At 66.2% G+C, this 18,146-nt stretch carries 17 protein-coding genes and 5 tRNA genes; 9 read left to right on the forward strand and 13 right to left on the reverse strand.

Annotation, left to right across the window (positions count from 1 at the left end):
- Positions 1 to 4 precede the first annotated feature (4 nt).
- Positions 5 to 265 (reverse strand): DUF4212 domain-containing protein, encoded by a 261-nt coding sequence (locus CK498_RS15070; protein WP_095621669.1) that lies wholly within the window; start codon positions 263 to 265, stop codon positions 5 to 7.
- A 497-nt stretch (positions 266 to 762) separates the two neighbouring features.
- On the opposite strand from CK498_RS15070, the gene CK498_RS15075 reads away from it, so the two are divergent.
- From CK498_RS15075 to ttcA, 3 genes are all read left to right on the forward strand, one after another.
- On the forward strand, positions 763 to 2,574 hold the full coding sequence (locus CK498_RS15075; protein ID WP_095621670.1) for a putative nucleotidyltransferase substrate binding domain-containing protein: 1,812 nt from the start codon (positions 763 to 765) through the stop codon (positions 2,572 to 2,574).
- A 50-nt stretch (positions 2,575 to 2,624) separates the two neighbouring features.
- Positions 2,625 to 3,242 carry a 3'-5' exonuclease gene (locus CK498_RS15080; protein ID WP_095621671.1) on the forward strand — a complete coding sequence of 206 codons (618 nt, stop codon included), beginning with the start codon at positions 2,625 to 2,627 and terminating at the stop codon, positions 3,240 to 3,242.
- 77 nt (positions 3,243 to 3,319) lie between these two features.
- A complete protein-coding gene (gene ttcA / locus CK498_RS15085; RefSeq protein WP_095621672.1) occupies positions 3,320 to 4,198 on the forward strand; it encodes a tRNA 2-thiocytidine(32) synthetase TtcA in 879 nt (292 codons plus the stop codon).
- A gap of 79 nt (positions 4,199 to 4,277) precedes the next feature.
- Here the strand turns inward: ttcA and fnr are convergent, their stop codons facing one another.
- The 11 genes from fnr to ccoN all read right to left on the reverse strand — a co-directional run bounded on the left by fnr (position 4,278) and on the right by ccoN (position 15,551).
- On the reverse strand, positions 4,278 to 5,021 hold the full coding sequence (fnr, locus tag CK498_RS15090) for a fumarate/nitrate reduction transcriptional regulator Fnr (protein ID WP_095621788.1): 744 nt from the start codon (positions 5,019 to 5,021) through the stop codon (positions 4,278 to 4,280).
- Positions 5,022 to 5,098: 77 nt separating this feature from the next.
- Positions 5,099 to 6,514 carry an oxygen-independent coproporphyrinogen III oxidase gene (hemN, locus tag CK498_RS15095; RefSeq protein ID WP_095621673.1) on the reverse strand — a complete coding sequence of 472 codons (1,416 nt, stop codon included), beginning with the start codon at positions 6,512 to 6,514 and terminating at the stop codon, positions 5,099 to 5,101.
- A 327-nt stretch (positions 6,515 to 6,841) separates the two neighbouring features.
- The gene (locus CK498_RS15100) at positions 6,842 to 7,543 is read right to left on the reverse strand and encodes a sulfite exporter TauE/SafE family protein (protein ID WP_095621674.1); all 702 of its coding nucleotides are present in this window, start codon (positions 7,541 to 7,543) and stop codon (positions 6,842 to 6,844) included.
- Complete coding sequence (gene ccoS, locus CK498_RS15105; protein ID WP_095621675.1) at positions 7,543 to 7,773, reverse strand: cbb3-type cytochrome oxidase assembly protein CcoS; 231 nt, start codon at positions 7,771 to 7,773, stop codon at positions 7,543 to 7,545. The genes CK498_RS15100 and ccoS overlap by 1 nt, the downstream gene beginning before the upstream one ends.
- On the reverse strand, positions 7,770 to 10,232 hold the full coding sequence (locus CK498_RS15110) for a heavy metal translocating P-type ATPase (protein WP_095621676.1): 2,463 nt from the start codon (positions 10,230 to 10,232) through the stop codon (positions 7,770 to 7,772). Before CK498_RS15110 ends, ccoS begins: the two co-directional genes overlap by 4 nt.
- Before the next feature lie 7 nt (positions 10,233 to 10,239).
- Positions 10,240 to 10,749 (reverse strand): FixH family protein, encoded by a 510-nt coding sequence (locus CK498_RS15115; protein ID WP_095621677.1) that lies wholly within the window; start codon positions 10,747 to 10,749, stop codon positions 10,240 to 10,242.
- A 2-nt stretch (positions 10,750 to 10,751) separates the two neighbouring features.
- On the reverse strand, positions 10,752 to 12,185 hold the full coding sequence (ccoG, locus tag CK498_RS15120) for a cytochrome c oxidase accessory protein CcoG (protein ID WP_229359095.1): 1,434 nt from the start codon (positions 12,183 to 12,185) through the stop codon (positions 10,752 to 10,754).
- A 145-nt stretch (positions 12,186 to 12,330) separates the two neighbouring features.
- A complete protein-coding gene (gene ccoP, locus CK498_RS15125) occupies positions 12,331 to 13,269 on the reverse strand; it encodes a cytochrome-c oxidase, cbb3-type subunit III (RefSeq protein WP_095621679.1) in 939 nt (312 codons plus the stop codon).
- Positions 13,266 to 13,493, reverse strand: a complete 228-nt coding sequence (locus CK498_RS15130) for a cbb3-type cytochrome oxidase subunit 3 (RefSeq protein WP_095621680.1) — start codon at positions 13,491 to 13,493, stop codon at positions 13,266 to 13,268. Before CK498_RS15130 ends, ccoP begins: the two co-directional genes overlap by 4 nt.
- Positions 13,494 to 13,495: 2 nt before the next feature.
- Positions 13,496 to 14,104, reverse strand: a complete 609-nt coding sequence (gene ccoO, locus CK498_RS15135) for a cytochrome-c oxidase, cbb3-type subunit II (protein WP_095621681.1) — start codon at positions 14,102 to 14,104, stop codon at positions 13,496 to 13,498.
- A 22-nt stretch (positions 14,105 to 14,126) separates the two neighbouring features.
- Entirely contained in the window at positions 14,127 to 15,551 is a 1,425-nt protein-coding gene (gene ccoN / locus CK498_RS15140; RefSeq protein WP_095621682.1) for a cytochrome-c oxidase, cbb3-type subunit I, read from the reverse strand.
- Positions 15,552 to 15,717: 166 nt separating this feature from the next.
- On the opposite strand from ccoN, the gene CK498_RS15145 reads away from it, so the two are divergent.
- The 6 genes from CK498_RS15145 to CK498_RS15170 all read left to right on the forward strand — a co-directional run bounded on the left by CK498_RS15145 (position 15,718) and on the right by CK498_RS15170 (position 17,105).
- Positions 15,718 to 16,446, forward strand: coding sequence for an alpha/beta family hydrolase (locus CK498_RS15145; RefSeq protein ID WP_407645860.1), 729 nt, complete (start codon positions 15,718 to 15,720; stop codon positions 16,444 to 16,446).
- Between the two features lie 109 nt (positions 16,447 to 16,555).
- A tRNA-Val gene (locus tag CK498_RS15150) sits at positions 16,556 to 16,631 on the forward strand.
- 53 nt (positions 16,632 to 16,684) lie between these two features.
- A tRNA-Asp gene (locus CK498_RS15155) sits at positions 16,685 to 16,761 on the forward strand.
- Between the two features lie 77 nt (positions 16,762 to 16,838).
- Positions 16,839 to 16,915: transfer RNA gene (locus tag CK498_RS15160), tRNA-Asp, on the forward strand.
- A 32-nt stretch (positions 16,916 to 16,947) separates the two neighbouring features.
- Positions 16,948 to 17,024, forward strand: a tRNA-Val gene (locus CK498_RS15165).
- A 4-nt stretch (positions 17,025 to 17,028) separates the two neighbouring features.
- Positions 17,029 to 17,105: transfer RNA gene (locus tag CK498_RS15170), tRNA-Asp, on the forward strand.
- Positions 17,106 to 17,159: 54 nt separating this feature from the next.
- Here CK498_RS15170 and CK498_RS15175 read toward each other — a convergent pair.
- Complete coding sequence (locus CK498_RS15175; protein WP_095621683.1) at positions 17,160 to 18,068, reverse strand: alpha/beta fold hydrolase; 909 nt, start codon at positions 18,066 to 18,068, stop codon at positions 17,160 to 17,162.
- Positions 18,069 to 18,146 lie beyond the last annotated feature (78 nt).

Genomic DNA, 18,146 nt, shown 5'->3' on the forward strand with positions numbered 1-18,146 from the left:
CCGGTTACTCCCCCAGGCCAAACTGTGCATCGAGCTTATTCATGCGCCAGGCATAGAAGAAGATGATGCCGATGAAGGTCAGGATGGAGCCCTGCTGAGCGAACCAGAAGCCCAGGTCGGTCCCGCCGATAGGAATGCCGGACAGCAGCGGTCGCAGTAGAATGGCGAAGCCGTATGACACCAGTGCCCAGACGATCAGGCAGCCGGTTATCAAGCGCACGTTGGCCTTCCAGTATGCAGCGGCATTGGATTTATCATCTGCCATTGTGATGCTCTCCACGTGTGTTGGAAGTGTTGGTGTGGTGATGAGAGTTGGTGTGACCCAGCAAGGCAATCGCACCTATCGAACGTTGGCCGTGTCGTTATCCAAAAGCATATGACTAACGTCGACCCTGTCATCTACGTGAGATTGCCCTGCATGATTCATGACTGATAGTGGTCAATAGATGCCTAAAAATAAATCCCAGACTTTGGTATCACGCCTTTTGTTGAAGTTTATTCGTAGATCCTTTCTTCAGTTAAATCATTGTCTTACATGGTGTGTCGAAAATAACTTGGGCGACCTGGTGAGGCACTATAGGACGATGGTATAGCGTCGCTAGGCAGAACTTTATACCAAAGGCGACGCCTCATTGAACGATAGTCTAGCTGTCGGCTGGGTGGCTGGCTTTGTTATTCTGTAGATATGAAGAAAGATAAGTAAGGCAGGGTTAACCGAAAGTATACGAGCGGAAAGTCTTACGCGTTATCGAGGTTGCTACCATGGTCGATGTCGATCTTTCCCAGCCGCCGTTCACGCTGCTCGATGACGCAGGACGTGAGCGGGTACGTGGCGGCGTCGACCTGGCCTATTTCGACACCCAGGAAGTCATCCTCGATGCCGGCCAGCCCGGGGAATTCGTGTTCATGATCCACAAGGGCGAGGTGGCCGAGCTCGACCCGACCATGCCGGCAGCGGCGGCGCGAATCGGTCACTACACCGCCGGTGACCTGTTCGGTGCCATCAGCATCCTCAATGGCAAGAGTCGCTACCGCTTCCAGGCCGAGCAGGAGAGCCTCTGCTATTTGCTGCCCAAGGCGCTGTTTCAGCGGCTGTGCGATGACTACCCGGCGTTTGCCGAGTTTTTCCGCCAGAGCCTGACCCACAAGGCGCGTTTGCTCACCGAGCGGCGCGCCGAGGGTGGGGTGACCATGGCCGGTTTCATGCTGGCGCGCATCGGCGAGTGCATGCGCGAGCCGTTGGTGGTCGATCAGGCGACCAGCATCTTCGATGCGGTGAGCACCCTCAATGCCAGTCACGCCGACAGCCTGCTGGTGTGCGACGGCGAGCGCTTCGGCATGGTCACCAAGACCGACCTGCTCAATGCCGTGGTCATCGAGGGCCTGGACCAGCAGCGCCCGGCCATCGAGGTGGCGCATTTCGAACTGGTCACCGCCGGCGCCGAGCAGTATCTGTTCGAGGCGCTGGTGCGCATGACCCGTCACGAGGTGGCACGAGTGGTGGTGGTCGAGGAGGGCAAGCCGGTGGGCGTGGTCGAGCTCACCGACGTGCTGAGCTTCTTCTCCAGCCGCAGCTACGTGGTCAGCCTGCAGGTCGAGCAGGCCGATAGCCTCGACGAGCTGGCCCGTGCCAGCGCGCGTACGCCGGAGCTGGTGCGTGCGTTGATGGCCCAGGGGGTCAAGCTGCGCTTCGCCATGGGCCTGCTGGCGGCTCTCAATGGCCGCATCATGGCCAAGGCGTGGGGCTTCGCCATCGACGAGGTGCATCGCGACGCCAGCTGTCTGATCGTGATGGGCAGCGAGGGGCGCGGCGAGCAGATTCTCAAGACCGACCAGGACAATGCGTTGATCCTGGCCGACGGCCACGCCTGGCCGGAGTGCGAGGCGCAGATGCGCGAGGTCACCGAGACCCTGATTCGCCTCGGCTACCCGCCGTGCCCGGGCAATATCATGGTCTCCAACCCCGACTGGGTGGGTAGTGTCAGCGAGTGGCGCGAGCGCATTGCGCGCTGGGCCGCACGCCGCGACGGCGATAGCCTGATGAAGCTCGCCATCATGCTCGACGCCCACGCCGTGGCGGGCCAGACCGCACTGCTCGAGCAGGTGCGCGACGAGTTGTTCGAGCGCTGCCGTCGCGACGAGATACTGCTCTCCTATTTCGCGCGCACCGCGCTGCGCTTCTCCACGCCGTTGACGCTGTTCGGCTCGCTGAAGAAGCCCCAGCACGGCATCGATATCAAGAAGGGCGGCATCTTTCCCATCGTGCACGGTGTTCGCACCCTGGCGCTGGAGCGCGGCATTCGCGCCACCTCGACCCTCGACCGGCTCGACGCCCTGGCCGAGGACGGCCGCCTCGAGGCCAATTTCGCCGAGGATCTGGGCGAGGCGCTGGCGCTGTTCACCGAGCTGCGCCTGCGTCAGCAGCTCGAGCGTGACGGCGACGGCGAGGATGCCAACCGGGTGGTGGTGCAGCAGCTCTCGTCGCTGGAGCGCGACCTGTTGCGCGAGGCGCTGCACATGGTCAAGGACTTCAAACAGCGGCTGTCACAGCGCTTTCATCTGGAATACAGCTGAGGCTCCGCTTCGGCCTGGACAACGACGATAACCGAGCCATGGAGGTTCACATGCTGCGCGCTCTGCGCCGAGCCAGCGACCGACGTCGTCATGCCGAAGGCGAGTATGGCTGGCTGTTTCACCCTTATACCGGCAACGAGATGGTGGCCATCGACTGCGAGACCACCGGCCTCGATACCCGCTGTGCCGAGCTGGTATCGATCGCCGCGGTCAAGGTGCGCGACGGCCGGGTGCTGACCAGCGAGTCTCTCGACCTGCGCCTGCAGCGTCCGGCCAGCCTCAACGGCGACTCGATCCGTATCCACGGCCTGCGCGGCATCGATCTGGCCGGTGGCGACTGTGTCGAGGAGGCGCTGGACAAGCTGCTCGACTTCATCGGCAACCGGCCACTGATGGGCTGGTGCCTGGACTTCGACATAACGATACTCAACCGCCACCTGCGCCCGCGCTTCGGCTTCGACCTGCCCAATTCGCTGATCGAAGTCTCGCAGCGCTACGTGCGCGACCTGCGGCGCGCGCATCCCGAGATCGAGCCGAACCTGCGCTTCGAGGCGGTGGCCAAGGCCCTCGACGTGCCGGTGATCGGCCGCCATACCGCGCTGGGCGACGCAGTCACCGCGGCACTCATGTACCTGCGCCTGGAGAAGGGCGCGATGCGCGGCGACTGACGTCGTTGCGCGGCGACTGACGTCGTTGCGCGGCGATGGTAAGATGGCCGGCCATTTCCGGCCCCGATGCTGCGATCATGTCCGAGATACTTCCTCCCCAGGCGGCGGGCGTCAGTGACGCCCGCGACAAGCGTGAGTTCAACAAGCTGCAGAAGCGCCTGCGTCGGCAGGTGGGCAACGCGATCATCGACTACGGCATGATCCGCGACGGCGACAAGGTCATGGTCTGCCTGTCCGGGGGCAAGGACTCCTACACCATGCTCGAGATCCTGCGCAGCCTGCAGCGCAGCGCGCCGGTGGACTTCTCGCTGGTGGCCGTCAACCTCGACCAGAAGCAGCCCGGCTTTCCCGAACACGTATTGCCCGAGTATCTCGACGCTGCTGGCGTCGACTACCATATCCTCGAGCGCGACACCTACTCGGTGGTCAAGGAGAAGACCCCCGAGGGCAAGACCACCTGCGCGCTCTGCTCGCGGCTGCGGCGCGGCTCGCTGTACGGTTTCGCCGAGGAGATCGGTGCCACCAAGGTGGCGCTGGGCCACCATCGCGAGGATATTCTCGAGACGCTGTTTCTCAACATGTTCTTCGGCGGCAGCCTCAAAGCGATGCCGCCAAAGTTGCTCGCCGACGATGGCAAGAACATCGTGATCCGGCCGCTGGCCTACTGCCGCGAGGCGGACATCGCCGAGTTCGCCCGGCGCATGGCGTTCCCGATCATTCCCTGCAATCTGTGCGGTTCGCAGCCCAACCTGCAGCGCCAGGTGGTCAAGGAGATGCTCGCCGAGTGGGAGGCCAAGTACCCCGGGCGGCTCGAGACCATGTTCAAGGCGGTCACCAACGTGGCCCCCTCGCAGCTCGCCGACCGCGAGCTGTTCGACTTCGTCGGGCTCGAGGACAAGCAGGCGCGGATGCAGGCCAATCGTATCGAAGCCTTCGATCTGGCCCGCCAGGCCTAGTCGCCGACGCTGCGATGCAGATGCACAGCGCCCCCGCCGATCGCTCGGTGGGGGCGCTGTAGTTTCGCAGTCGGGATGGCTAGTGGCAGCCGTCGCCCTCGGCGAGAGACTCGAGTGCTGCCAGGTCGAGGATATTGACCTCGCGGCCGGCCACCGCCACCAGCTGCTGCTGCTGGAAGCGGCCGAGGATGCGGCTGACGGTTTCCACTGCCAGGCCCAGGTAGTTGCCGATATCGGCGCGCGACATCGACAGCCGGAAACTGTAGGCGGAGTAGCCGCGGCGGCGGAAGCGATTCGACAGCCCGAGCAGGAAGCTGGCCAGGCGCTCGTCGGCGGTCTTGCGTGACAGCAGGCGCATCATGCGGCGGTCGTCGCGCATCTCCTTGCTCATGCTGCGAAACAGCTGTGTGCGCAGCTCCGGTAACTGTTCGGAGAGATGGTCCAGGCGGTCGAAGGGGATCTCGCATACCGTGGTGGTCTCGAGGGCAGTGACCGTTCCGGGGTAGCGTTCGTCGTCGATGGCGTCGAGGCCGACCAGCTCGCTGGGCAGATAGAAGTTGGTCAGTTGGTCCTCGCCGTTGCCCTCGCTGGCCAGCTGCTTGAGGCTGCCCGAGCGCACCGCAAACACGCTGGTAAACGCCTCGCCCTGGCGGAACAGCGCCTCGCCCTTCTTGAGCGGCGCGCGACGGCGAATGATGGCGTCGAACTGGTCGACGTCGGAGAACTCCAGGGCCAGTGGTAGGCACAGTGAACTCAGGCTGCAGGTCTGGCAGCGCGTCTCGTGCAGTCGTGCGCTTCTAGGGGCGGTGACGGGGGCTGGCATGACCTCCTCCTGGGTGGTGGCGTTGCCCTCAGTATGGTAGATCGTGGCGCTACGGCAAAGGATGCTTTCCGGCATGATCAGAGGATCCTCGAGTAGCGCGGCCCCTGGCCGGGCGTGAGATGGGCGTCGAAGGCCATCGCCAGGTGGCGAATCAGCAACTTGCCGATCGGGGTGGCGGTCAAGGTCAGGCCGCGGCGGATCATCAGGCCGTCGCGTTCGGCCCCCTCCAGCTGGCGTAGGCTGTCGGCAAAGTAGTGCTCGGCGTCGATGCCGAAGCGGCTGCCGAGCTCGGCCAAGTCGAGGTGCATGTCGCACATCAGGCGCTCGATGGCGTAGCGGCGATATAGGTCGTCCTGGCTCAGGCGCACGCCGCGCTGGGTCGCCAGGCGTCCGGCGTCGAGCGCTGCCTCGTAGCCGGCCAGGTCGCTGGGATTCTGGGCATAGAGATCGTCGACCCGCGAGATCGCCGAGACCCCGAGGCCCACCAGGTCACTGTCGGCGTGGCTCGAGTAGCCCTGGAAGTTGCGCTGCAGGGTGCCCTGGCGCTGGGCCACGGCGAGGCTGTCATCGGGACGCGCGAAGTGGTCCATGCCGATATGCACATAGCCGGCGGCCTCGAGCATGTCAATGGTAGTGCGCAGGATGGCCAGCTTCTCCTCGGCACTGGGCAGGTCGGCCTCGCTGATACGTCGCTGCGGCGCGAAGCGCTGCGGCATGTGCGCGTAGTTGAACACCGAGAGCCGTGCCGGGGCCATGTCGATGACCTGCTCGAGCGTCGCGGCGAAGCTGTCGCGGGTCTGGTGGGGCAGGCCGTAGATCAGGTCCATGTTCAGCGAGCGAAAGCCCAGCCGGCGTGCCTCGTCGACCAGGGTTTCGGTAAGCACGCGGGGCTGCACGCGGTTGATGGCCTTCTGGACCCGCAGGTCGAGGTCCTGGACGCCGAGGCTGATGCGGTTGAAGCCCAGCGCCTGCAGGTGACGCAGGGTCAGCATATTGGCTTCGCGGGGGTCGATCTCGATGGCGTAGTCGCGCTGCGGGTCGCTGCTGAGGCCGAAGCGGCTGTGCAGCCGGTCGACCAGGTCGCCCATCTGGTCGAGGGTCAGGAAGGTTGGGGTGCCGCCGCCCCAGTGCAGCTGGCTGACCGGCCGTGAGGTGTCCAGATGCCGCGCGGCGAGCACCATCTCGCGGTCGAGCCTGGCCAGGTAGGGCTCGGCCAGGCGGGTGTTCTTGGTGGCGATCTTGTTGCAGGCGCAGTAGAAGCAGATCTTGCGGCAGAACGGTACGTGCACGTAGAGCGACAGCGGCCGGCCGCCGGCATTGCTGCGCGACAGCGCTTCACTAAACGCCTCGGCGCCGACGCCGTCGTGAAACGACAGCGCGGTAGGGTATGAGGTGTAGCGCGGCCCGCTGACGTCGTAGCGGCGAATCAGCGCCTCGTCCCAGGCGGAGGACGCCGCCGCCTGGGGCGGCGCGATGGGCGTGGCGTAAGACATGGTGGGCACTCCTGACGAGGATCTTGCGCCCATGCTAGCGCCGGCGCGGCGCGGCGATCTTGCCTTGGGTCAAGTCACCGTGCATTCGTGCCCAGGCCATCGCAGGTAGCGGCGCCGCTCGGGGCTGAACCGTCTCAAGACCTACGAAGAGGCGTCGTCAAACCGTCCTTGGACGCTGCCTACGCGATCCACGGAGTGCAGCAGCACCGCTCGGGACTGATCCGTCGGCAGGCCTACGAGGGGGCGCTGTAAACCCGTCCCTGGGCGCTACCTTGCGCCATCCATGGCGCAAACCCCCTCTTCGGCCTGCCCCCGGCGTCCCTCGCTTCAGTGTCCCGCGCTGCCCGGCAGCAGCCGCCATAGCTGCCAGAGCGCAAAGGCGATGATGCTTAGCGCGGCCACCGCGCGGGTGGCGGGGTGGCGGATCAGCCGCGCCAGGCTGTGGGCGGCCATGCCAGTGGCCAGCACCGCGGGCAGAGTGCCGAGCCCGAAGGCAGCCATCAGCGCCGCACCCTGCAGCGGGCTTGCCAGGGTTAGGCTCCAGGCCAGCATCGAGTAGACCAGCCCGCACGGCAGCCAGCCCCACACCGCGCCCAGCGCCACCGCCTGGGGGATCTTGACCACCGGCATCAAGCGTCGGCCGAAGGGCTCGATATGGCGCCACAGGCGCCGGCCCAGCCGCTCGACCACGAGTAGGCCCTTCCACCAGTTGGCGATGTACAGCGCCATCAGGATCAGCATGATCGCCGCCAGTACCTGGAACACCAGGCGTACCTCGCCGGCCAGGCCGCCGACCAGGGTACCGAGCCCGGCGACCAATGCCCCGGCGACCATGTAGCTGGCGATGCGGCCCAGGTTGTAGCCCAGCAGCAGGCCGCCGAGGCGTGCCGGGTGGCGCATGCTGGGCGGCACGGCGAAGGTCAGCGCGCTCATGATGCCGCCGCACATGCCGATGCAGTGGGCGCCGCCAAGCAGGCCGAACACGAAGGCGGCGGCCAGCGGTGGGAGGTCGAGGCCGGTGGGATCCATCAGTGCGGCGGGTCGTCCTGCTGTCGCGAGTCGTCTCGGGCGGCGGCCTGGTCGCGGCGGCGCTGGCGCTCCTCAGGGGTGAGGTCGTTCTCGTCCTCGTCGAACAGGATACGGTGGGCGGGGCCCTCGAGGTCCTCGAACTGATCGTTGCGCACCGCCCAGAAGAACGCCCAGACGGCCAGGGCCAGCAGGATCAGCGTCAGCGGAATCAGCAGATAGAGAATCGTCATGCGGGCTCCGGTAAGGGGGTGGACGATGCGGGACTGCGCGGCTGCATACGGGTCAGGCGCAGGGCGTTGCCGACCACTACCAGTGAGCTTGCCGACATGCCCAGCGCAGCGACCCAGGGCGGCACGATGCCGAGGGCGGCAATCGGCAGTGCGGTGGCGTTGTAGCACACCGACCAGATCAGGTTCTGGCGGATGATGCGCCGCGTGGCGCGGGTCAGTTCGACCGCTTCGACGATACGCTCAAGGCGTGGGCTGAGCAAGACGGCATCGGCGCTGGTGCGGGCCAGGTCGGTGGCGCTGTTCATGGCGATCGAGACGTCGGCACCGGCCAGCACCGGCACGTCGTTGATGCCGTCACCGACCATCACCACCTGCTCGCCGTCGGCCTGGTAGGCCTCGATCCGCGCTAGCTTGTCCTCGGGGCTGGCGCCTGCCTGCCAGTCGTCGATGCCGAGTTGGGTGGCAAGCGCCGCCACCGATGCCGGAGTGTCCCCCGACAGCAGGCTGACCGCCAGGCCCTGGGCCTTGAGCCCCTCCACGGTGGCCGCCGCGTCTTCGCGCAGGTGGTCGCGCAGGCCGAACCAGGCCAGCGGCTCGCCGTTGGCGGCGAGCAGCAGCCACTGGCCGTCGCTGGGTGGCTCGAGGTCGTGCTCGGGGGCGGCGAAGGCCGGCTTGCCGAGGCGATAGGTCAGGCCGTCGATGTCGCCCTCGAGGCCCAGTCCGGGGCGGCTGACCACCTCGCTGGCGCGCAGCGTGGCCAGCCGGTGGGGGCGAAACGCCCGGGCGATGGGGTGTTCGGAGTGGGCCTCCAGGGCGGCAGCCAGCTGGCGCAGCCGTGCGGCGTCGAGCTGCTCGCCCAGCGGCCGGGTGTCGACCAGCTGCATCTCGCCGCGGGTCAGGGTGCCGGTCTTGTCGAAGATCACCCGGGTCGCCTGGGACAGCCCCTCGATGGCGTGGGCGCGGGTCACTAGCACGCCGCGCCGGCGCAGCTGGCCGTGGCCGGCGGTGAGCGCGGTGGGGGTGGCCAGTGCCAGCGCGCAGGGGCAGGTTACTACCAGCACCGAGAGGGTCACCCACAGCACCCGCGAGGGGTCGATGAACCACCACACCGCGGCCACGCCAACCACCACCAGCAGCAACCGCAGCACGAACAGGTGAGCCATGCGTGCGGCGGCCTCGGCGATCTTGGGGCGGCTGGTGAAGGCGCGGTCGGTGAGGTCGACGATGCTCGCCACCCGCGCCTCGCGGCCGGCGTGGGTGACGCGCACGCTGAGCGGGCTCTCGACGTTCTGGCTGCCGCCGGTGACGGTGTCGCCGACGCCGCGGGTGACCGGCAGGTACTCGCCGCTGAGCATCGACTCGTCGAGGCTCGACTCGCCGGCCTCGATCACGCCGTCGGCGGGCACGCTGTGGCCGGGCTTGACCAGCACCAGGTCGCCAGGGCTGAGCTGGCTGGCGGGCAGGATGCGCTCTTCGCCGTCCGCGGTGAGGCGGATAGCCGACAGCGGCAGGGCGCCGGACATGGCGTTGCCGCTATGGCCGCTGCGGCGCCGCGCGCGGGCCTCGACGTAGCGGCCGAACAGCAGGAAGCAGGTGAACATTGCCACCGAGTCGAAGTAGACCTCGCCAACGTCGAAGACCACCGCATAGCCGCTGGCCAGGTAGGCGCCGCCGATGGCAATCGATACCGGCACGTCCATGCCCAGGGTGCGCGTGCGCAGGTCGCGCAGCGCATTGCGGAAGAACGGCTGGGCCGAGAACAGCACCACCGGCGTGGTCAGGGCGAAGGAGAGCCAATGGAACAGGGCGTAGAAGTCGGCGCTGATCTGGCCCGGCTCGGCGACGTAGATCGGCACCGAGAACATCATCACCTGCATCATGCCCACCGCGGCGACGATCAACCGCCGCACGTTCATGCGCTCCTCGTGCTGGAGTCGCGCCTGGGCGGCGTCCGGCTCGTAGGGCTGGGCGCTGTAGCCGATGGCAGCCATCTCGGCGAGAATCCGCGACAGCGACACCCGCGCCGGATCCCAGCTGACCCGCACGCGATGGTGGCTGAGGTTGACGGCGCTGGCGGTGATGCCGTCGAGGGCGTTGAGGCGATGCTCGATCAGCCAGGCGCAGGCGGCGCAGGTGATGCCGTCCACCGCCAGGGTGGCCGCCACGCCGTCGCCGTCGGGATGCACGAACTGCTGCTGCAGGCCGGGATCGTCGAACACCGCCCAGGTCTCGGCCTTGACCGCCTGGCGGTCATCGGGGCGCTCGGGCAGCTCGGTGCGAAAGCGGTAGTAGCTGGCCAGGCCGCCGTCGACGATGGCATGCGCTACTGCCTCGCAGCCGGGGCAGCACAGCGCATGGCGCTGCTGGTCCAGCTCGATGGACCAGGGCGCACCAGGGGACACCTCGCTGCCGCAGTGGTAGCAGCTGCTCGGCGCCGCCACGGCGAGAGACTCGCTCATGCTGGCCTCAACCGGGCCCGCCCGGCGCCAGTACGATAGCCTCGTCGGCGGGGAAGGTCGCCTCGCCGCTCAGCCGCCACTCCGGGGTCTCTTGGTCCGGTTGCAGCTGCAGGTACCAGCGGTAGGCGAGCCGCTCCTCGGCCTGGCCAACGTAGCGGCCGTCGCGTACGTGCTCGAGGGTGAAGGCCTGGTCGCGGTCGTCGCGGGTCGGGAACAGCAGCTTGAGAATCAGCCGCTCGGGGCGGTCGTCGCCGGCCAGGTCGAGGGTGATATCGCCGGTCTGGTCGTCGATGCGCAGATCGCCGGCGAGATTGAGCTCGGCGGCGCGCTGCTGCTTGGCCAATATCATATTGATCGCTCGGCCGTGTTCGTAGTAGTCCTCCTGGACCATGCCGTCGGCGGAGCGCACGGCGATAACCAGCATGGTGGTGCTGACAGTGACAGACGTCATCAGCAGGCCCAACAGGAACCAAGGCCAGAACTGCTTGTACCAGGGGGTGACGGGGGTAGTGCTCAAGACTATCTCCTGATCTGTCCGATAAAGCGCGACTCGCGCGTCTGGCTGATGCTGGCATCGGTCTGCGATACCAGGCGAACTTCGATGGTCTTGCTCGGCATGTCGATCTGCTCGGGGTCGAGGGTCAGTTCGATGGCCGCCAGCCGCGAGCTGTTGGCGCCGACGCGCAGGGTGTCGTTGCCGACCAGGGTCAACCCCTCGGGGCCGTCGACGTGAATGCGATAGGTATGCTCGCGGTCGTCGAGGTTGCGCACATTGAGGGTATAGACGTTGCTGATGCGACCGTCACGGGTCTGCTGGTAGAGGCTGTTGCGGTCGCGCTCGAGGTCGAATTCCAGCGGCACGCGCTCGCCCAGCGCCCAAGCGAACAAGCCCACCATGACCAGCAGCGCGGCCAGGTAGCCGGCCAGGCGTGGGCGCAGGATATGCGTCTTGCCCCCCTCGAGGGCCCGTTCGGTAGTGTAGCGCACCAGCCCGCGCGGGTAGCCCATGCGATCCATTACGCTGTCGCAGGCGTCGATGCAGGCGGCGCAGCTGATGCACTCGTACTGCAGGCCGTCGCGGATGTCGATGCCGGTGGGGCAGACCTGCACGCACAGCTCGCAGTCGATGCAGTCGCCGAGACCCTGGGCCCTGGGGTCGGCATTGCGCTTGCGCGAACCGCGTGGCTCGCCGCGGGCGGTGTCGTAGGAGACGATCAGGGTGTCGCGGTCGAACATCACCGACTGGAAGCGCGCGTAGGGGCACATGTAGATGCACACCTGCTCGCGCAGCCAGCCGGCGTTGAGGTAGGTGAAGACCACGAAGAAGCCGACCCAGAAATAGGCCCAGCCGTGGGCCTCGAGGGTGGGCAGCGCCACCACCAGTTCGCGGATCGGCGTGAAGTAGCCGACGAAGGTCACCCCGGTGGCCAGCGCAATCAGCAGCCACACGGCGTGCTTGGCGGTCTTGCGCCAGGCCTTGTCGACGCTGAGTGGCTGGCGATCGAGCTTGATGCGGCGATTGCGGGTGCCCTCCAGGCGATGCTCGACCCAGATGTAGAGAAAGGTCCAGACGCTCTGCGGGCAGGTGTAGCCGCACCACACCCGCCCGGCAAACACCGTGATCAGGAACAGGCCGAAGGCGCAGATGATCAGCAGCCAGGAGAGCAGCATGAACTCCTGGGGATAGAAGGTGCCGCCGAGGATATGAAACTCCCGCGCCGGTAGGTCGAACCACACCGCCGGCCGGCCGCTCCAGGTCAGCCAGGGCATGCCGAAGAACAGCAACATCAGCGCCCAGTTGGCGCTGCGCCGCAGGCGCTGGAACAGCCCCTTGATCTCGCGCACGTAGATATGTTGCCGGCTGGCGTACATGTTCTGCTGCACGCTGGCAGGCGGGTATTGGCCGACTGCCGGGTCGGGTGTGACGTCTCGGCTGGGGATCCGTTCGGACATGGCGATGTCACCGCGCGCACGGGGCGCTGAAACAGGAAGAGAAAGGGAATTGTACCGCCGACACGAGGCCGGCGAGGCCGGTGCGACCGCGGGCCGCACCAGCCTACGAGGTCAGCTGCCGGCGCAGGGCGGCGCCGGCAACGGATCACTCCTCGTCGTCGTCCAGGCTGAGGCTGTAGACGTAGGCGGCCACCAGGTGGACGCGCTCTTCACCGATATAGGCGGCCTGGGCCGGCATATGGCCGTTGCGGCCATTGCGCAGCGTCTGGCGTACCGAGTCGGCCACGCTCTGCCCCGGTGCCTGGTAGAGCCAGATGTCGTTGGTCAGGTTGGGCGCGCCCAGGGCCTGGTTGCCGAGGCCTTCGGCGCCGTGACAAGCAGCACAGGAGGCGGCGTAGATCGGTTGCCCCTGGCTGGCGCGCTGTTCGTCGTGGTCGAGCTCGGAGAGCGACAGCACGTACTGGGTGACGTTCTCGATGTTGTTGGCACCGAGCTGCTGCCAGGACGGCATCAGGCCGTTGCGGCCACGTACCAGGCTGGTGACGATGTTGTCCGGTTCACCGCCGTAGAGCCAGTCGCCGTCGGTCAGGTTGGGGAAGCCGTAGCCGCCCTGGGCGTTGGCGCCGTGACACACCGCGCAGTTGTTCTGGTAGATGCGCTCGGCGACGCGCATCGCCTCGGGATCCCGCGCCAGCTCGGGGATCTCGATCTCATCGTACTGGGCGAAGATCGGCATGTAGCGCTGCTCGGCGCGGGCCACCTCGTCTTCCCACTGGCCGACCTGGCTCCAGCCGAGGATGCCGCGAAAGTTGCCCAGGCCGGGGTAGAGCGCCAGATAGCCCAGCGAGAAGATGATGGTGCCGATGAACAGCATGAACCACCAGCGCGGCAGCGGGTTGTCATACTCCTCGATACCGTCGGCGGCGTGACCGGTGGTCTCGACGTTGCCCTCGGCGTCCGGCACCTTGTCGGTACGCCGATTGGCGAACAGGATCCAGGCGCTGAAGGCGATGGTGCCCAGCGTGATGACGATGATCCAGGCGCTCCAGAAGCCGGAGAGGGAGTCATCCCAGAGATTGCTCATGTGTTCTTGTCTCCCTTGTCGGTGCGGGATTCGGCGTCGCGAGTGTCAGGCTCGCGGACCGGGGCGCTGGCGTCTTGCGACGGCTCATCGTCATCGGCGAACGGCAGGTTGGCGGCCTCATCGAAGTCCGGCTTGCGGCGTTTCGAGTAGGCCCACCAGGTGATGCCGAGAAAGGAAACCAGCACCAGAAAGGTGATGATGCCGCGAAAGGTTCCGGTATCCATGATCAACGAGTGCCCTCGAGCACGGTGCCAAGTTGCTGAAGATAGGCGATCAGCGCGGTGATCTCCTGTTGGCCGCGCACCTCGGCGGTGGCGTTTTCGATGTCCTCGTCGGTGTAGGGCACGCCCATGCTGCGCAGCACTTGCATCTTGCGCGGCGTGCTATTGCCGTCGAGGGTACGTTCGAACAGCCACGGATAGGCCGGCATGATCGACTCGGGCACCACGTCGCGCGGGTTGTACATGTGCGCGCGGTGCCAGTCGTCGCTGTAGCGGCCACCGACACGGGCCAGGTCCGGGCCGGTGCGTTTGGAGCCCCACAGGAAGTTGTGCTCGTAGATGAATTCGCCGGCCACGCTGTAGTGACCGTAGCGCTCGGTCTCGGCGCGGAATGGGCGGATCATCTGCGAGTGGCAGCCGACGCAGCCCTCGCGGATGTAGATATCGCGCCCTTCGAGCTCCAGTGCCGACAGCGGCTCGAGGCCCTCGACCGGCTCGGTGGTGTCCTCCTGGAAGAACAGCGGCACGACCTCGGCCAGGCCACCGAAACTGATCACCACGAGGATCAGCACGGAGAGCAGGCCGACATTCTTTTCGACAATCTCGTGTTTCATGCTAACGACTTCCCCGGGTTGCTCAGGCGGTCTGCGGCAGCGGCTGCTGGGCAGCGGTGCTACGCTTGATGGTCATGTAGGTGTTCAGGGCCATCAGCAGCATGCCGGTGATCCAGAACAGGCCGCCGATCCAGCGCACGATGTAGCCGGGCCCGCTGGCCTCCACCGATTCGATGAAGGTGTACATCAGGGTGCCGTCGGCGTTGACGGCGCGCCACATCAGGCCCTGCAGGATGCCGTTGACCCACATCGCGGCGATGTACAGCACGGTACCGATGGTCGACAGCCAGAAATGCACGGCGATCAGCTTGACCGAGTACATCTCGGTCTGGCCGTAGAGCCTTGGCAGCAGGTGGTAGATCGAGCCGATGGTGATCATCGCCACCCAGCCGAGCGCCCCGGAGTGGACGTGGCCGATGGTCCAGTCGGTGTAGTGCGACAGCGCGTTGACGGTCTTGATGGCCATCATCGGCCCTTCGAAGGTCGACATGCCGTAGAACGACAGCGCCACCACCAGGAAACGCAGGGTCGGATCGGTGCGCAGTTTGTGCCAGGCGCCGGAGAGGGTCATCATACCGTTGATCATGCCACCCCAGGAGGGCGCCAGCAGGATGATCGACATGATCATGCCCAGTGACTGGGCCCAGTCGGGCAGCGCGGTGTAGTGCAGGTGGTGGGGGCCGGCCCACATGTAGATGATGATCAGCGCCCAGAAGTGCACGATCGACAGCCGGTAGGAGTAGACCGGGCGCTCGGCCTGCTTGGGCACGAAGTAGTACATCATGCCGAGGAAGCCGGCGGTGAGGAAGAAGCCGACCGCGTTATGGCCGTACCACCACTGCACCATGGCGTCGATGGCGCCGGCGTAGATCGAGTACGACTTCATCATGGTCACCGGGATCGCCGCATTGTTGACGATATGCAGCACCGCCACGGTGAGAATGAAGGCGGCGAAGAACCAGTTGGCGACGTAGATGTGTGGCGTCTTGCGGATCTTGATCGTGCCCAGGAAGACGACGGCGTAGGTCACCCATACCACGGCCAGCAGGATGTTGATCGGCCACTCCAGCTCGGCATACTCCTTGGAGGTGGTGAAGCCCATCGGCAGGGTGATCACCGCGGCGACGATCACCGCCTGCCAGCCCCAGAACGTGAAGGCGGCGAGCTTGTCTGAGATCAGGCGCGTTTGACAGGTGCGCTGAACCACGTAGTAGGAGGTGGCGAACAGCGCCGAGCCACCGAAGGCGAAGATGACGGCGTTGGTGTGCAGGGGGCGCAGGCGGCCGAAGCTCGTCCACGGCAGTCCGAGGTTCAGTTGCGGCCAGACCAGCTGAGCGGCCAGGATGACACCGATGGCCATGCCAACGATGCCCCAGACCACCGTCATGATCGCGAACTGCCGAACTACCTTGTAGTTGTAGGTCGGGTGTTCAAATGCTGTGCTCATGTCAGGTTCCCATCGAACGCGAGTGGGGGATACGTTCCGGACGCTAGTGTGCCCGGGCGTGGCTGCCCCCATAATGATGCAGATCAAGATATCGGGCGGCGATTCTAGCGCAGCAGCCGCCCAAGCTGAACATCCATTCACGCTTAAGCGTAGACCCCATCAGGAGATGAACGTGACCCACAGGCAGGGACGAAACGAGGTTGGCGTAGTACCCCAGCAGGTGGCGGAGTGGCTCGTCGAGGGGCGTCAGGGCACCCTCGAGGTGGTCGCTCACGGCCGTCTCGAGGTAATCGGAGAGGCGCGCGTGGGACGCCTGCTACTGGCCCACGGCGCAGGCGCCGGGCAGGATTCCACGTTCATGCAACGCTTGCGTGAGGCACTCGCCGAGCGCGGTGTGCAGGCGCTCGGCGTGGAGTTCGATTACATGCGTCGCATGCGCCAGGAGGGCCGCCGCCGGCCGCCGCCGCGGATCGATAAACTGGTCGATGAACTGGCCGCCTGGTGCGACATCGTGTCACATAATTCGCTGCCCGCCCCGTGGCTGGGTGGCAAGTCGATGGGCGGACGTGCGGCCAGTCTACTCGCCGCGCGTGACGAGGCCCCCGGGCTAGTGCTGTGTGGCTACCCGTTTCATCCGCCGGGCAAGCCGGACGCCACCCGGCTTGCCCACTGGCCGCTGCTGGCCTGTCCGATCCTGGTGCTGCAGGGCAGTCGCGATCCGTTCGGCAATCGCGACGAGGTCGAAGGCTATCGGCTGCCGGCGCAGACCCAGGTGCACTTTCTCGAGGATGGCGAGCACGACTGGAAACCGCGCAAGATGTCGGGTCGCACCCAGGCCTCGCTGATCGACGAGGCGGCCGCGACGATCGCCGTGGCAATGCGGGCAAGTCGATGAAAGTCAACCAAAAGCGTGGTTGCTGGAGGGAGGCATGATGAGCCTGGCATAATGCAAAAAGCGTTGACATCGAAACCGCGCACTGTAGAATGCGTCGCCACGTACCGAGGGGTGGTTAGCTCAGTTGGGAGAGCACCAGCCTTACAAGCTGGGGGTCACTGGTTCGAACCCAGTACCACCCACCATCGCCCAGCGATGGGGCCTGAGACAGCAGGCTTGGATACGTAGGAAACACAGCGGACCGGTAGTTCAGTTGGTTAGAATGCCGGCCTGTCACGCCGGAGGTCGCGGGTTCGAGTCCCGTCCGGTCCGCCAGTTTTCCAATCGGCAGTTCGCTGCCAGCAGCACCAGGCAAGATGCGCGCTCTGGCCGACAGGCCTTATCGCCACTGCGGACCGGTAGTTCAGTTGGTTAGAATGCCGGCCTGTCACGCCGGAGGTCGCGGGTTCGAGTCCCGTCCGGTCCGCCATGTCTGTGCCTGTCTTATTTTGTCGTACGCGTGGGTGATTAGCTCAGTTGGTTAGAGCACCAGCCTCACATGCTGGGGGTCACTGGTTCGAATCCGGTATCACCCACCATCGCGGACCGGTAGTTCAGTTGGTTAGAATGCCGGCCTGTCACGCCGGAGGTCGCGGGTTCGAGTCCCGTCCGGTCCGCCATATCGACAACCCCGAATTCTGCAGACCCCGAGCCGAGGCTCGGGGTTTTTGCTGTCAGCCTTCCTCGAACCACTCCACCAGCGTCGGAAAGACCTCCTGCATTGCGCTGGGGTGGGTCAGCATGTCGAGATGGCCGTAGTCGCGACTGAGCCCCTGGTCGCGACCCAGCACCAGGTGGCGCTGGCGGTGCGGGCCGCACTCCGCGGCGAAGCGTGCCACATCGGCGGGGTGGCCCAGGGCGCGATCCGCGGCACCGGCGATATGCAGCACCGGCGGCAGGCCGCCGTCGGCCAGCGCCGCGGCGTAGTCGAAGCCGTCGCGACGGTCGACCCATGGCCTGGGGCGCACCCAGTCGGCGCCCTGGCGATGGCTGCCGGCATACTCGTCGTCGCTACCCCAGCGCAGCGCCCGCGCCGGCAGGTAGCCGCACACTCCTCTCGCCAGCGGCGCCAGCCCCTTCCAGATCAGGTCGACGTAGAGCAGCCGCTGCGGGGTCCAGCTTTTCACGCTACGCTTGGTACCGAAGTAGGCTTGGCGCGCGACGCGATCGCGCAGCGTCGCAGAGCGCGCCAGGCTCGAGGCGAGCAGCACCCCACCCCAGGAGTGAGCGACCAGATGCAGGCGCGCGGCGCCGGACAGCGCCAGGCAGGCCTCGATTGCCGCCGGGATCTCGTCGACGATGACGTCGGTCTGGTCCAGCGCGATGCCGCGTGCCGGCTGCGGCGGTGCCTCGCCGCGGCCGCGCTGGTCGGCGACGAACACTTCATAGCCGTGGCGGGCCAGCCACGGTGCCAGGCCCTTGCCCGAGCGACTGTGAAAGATACGCCCCGACTCGATGGCGCCGTGCCAGCACAGCACGCAGCCGCGCGGTCTGCCCTGCGGACGAAAGCGGGTGAGGTGCACGGCGCCCTGTGCGAGGGGCACGGCGTGGCGTTCGACGGGGCTGACGGCAAGGTCGGACATGAGGGCTCCTTGGCGATGATGAAATGCCGCTACGGCCTTGGAGGGTGTCTACAAATTACTGCGCTTGGCCATGCTGCG

It is taken from the genome of Halomonas salipaludis, assembly GCF_002286975.1.
In the GTDB taxonomy this organism is placed as follows: domain Bacteria; phylum Pseudomonadota; class Gammaproteobacteria; order Pseudomonadales; family Halomonadaceae; genus Franzmannia; species Franzmannia salipaludis.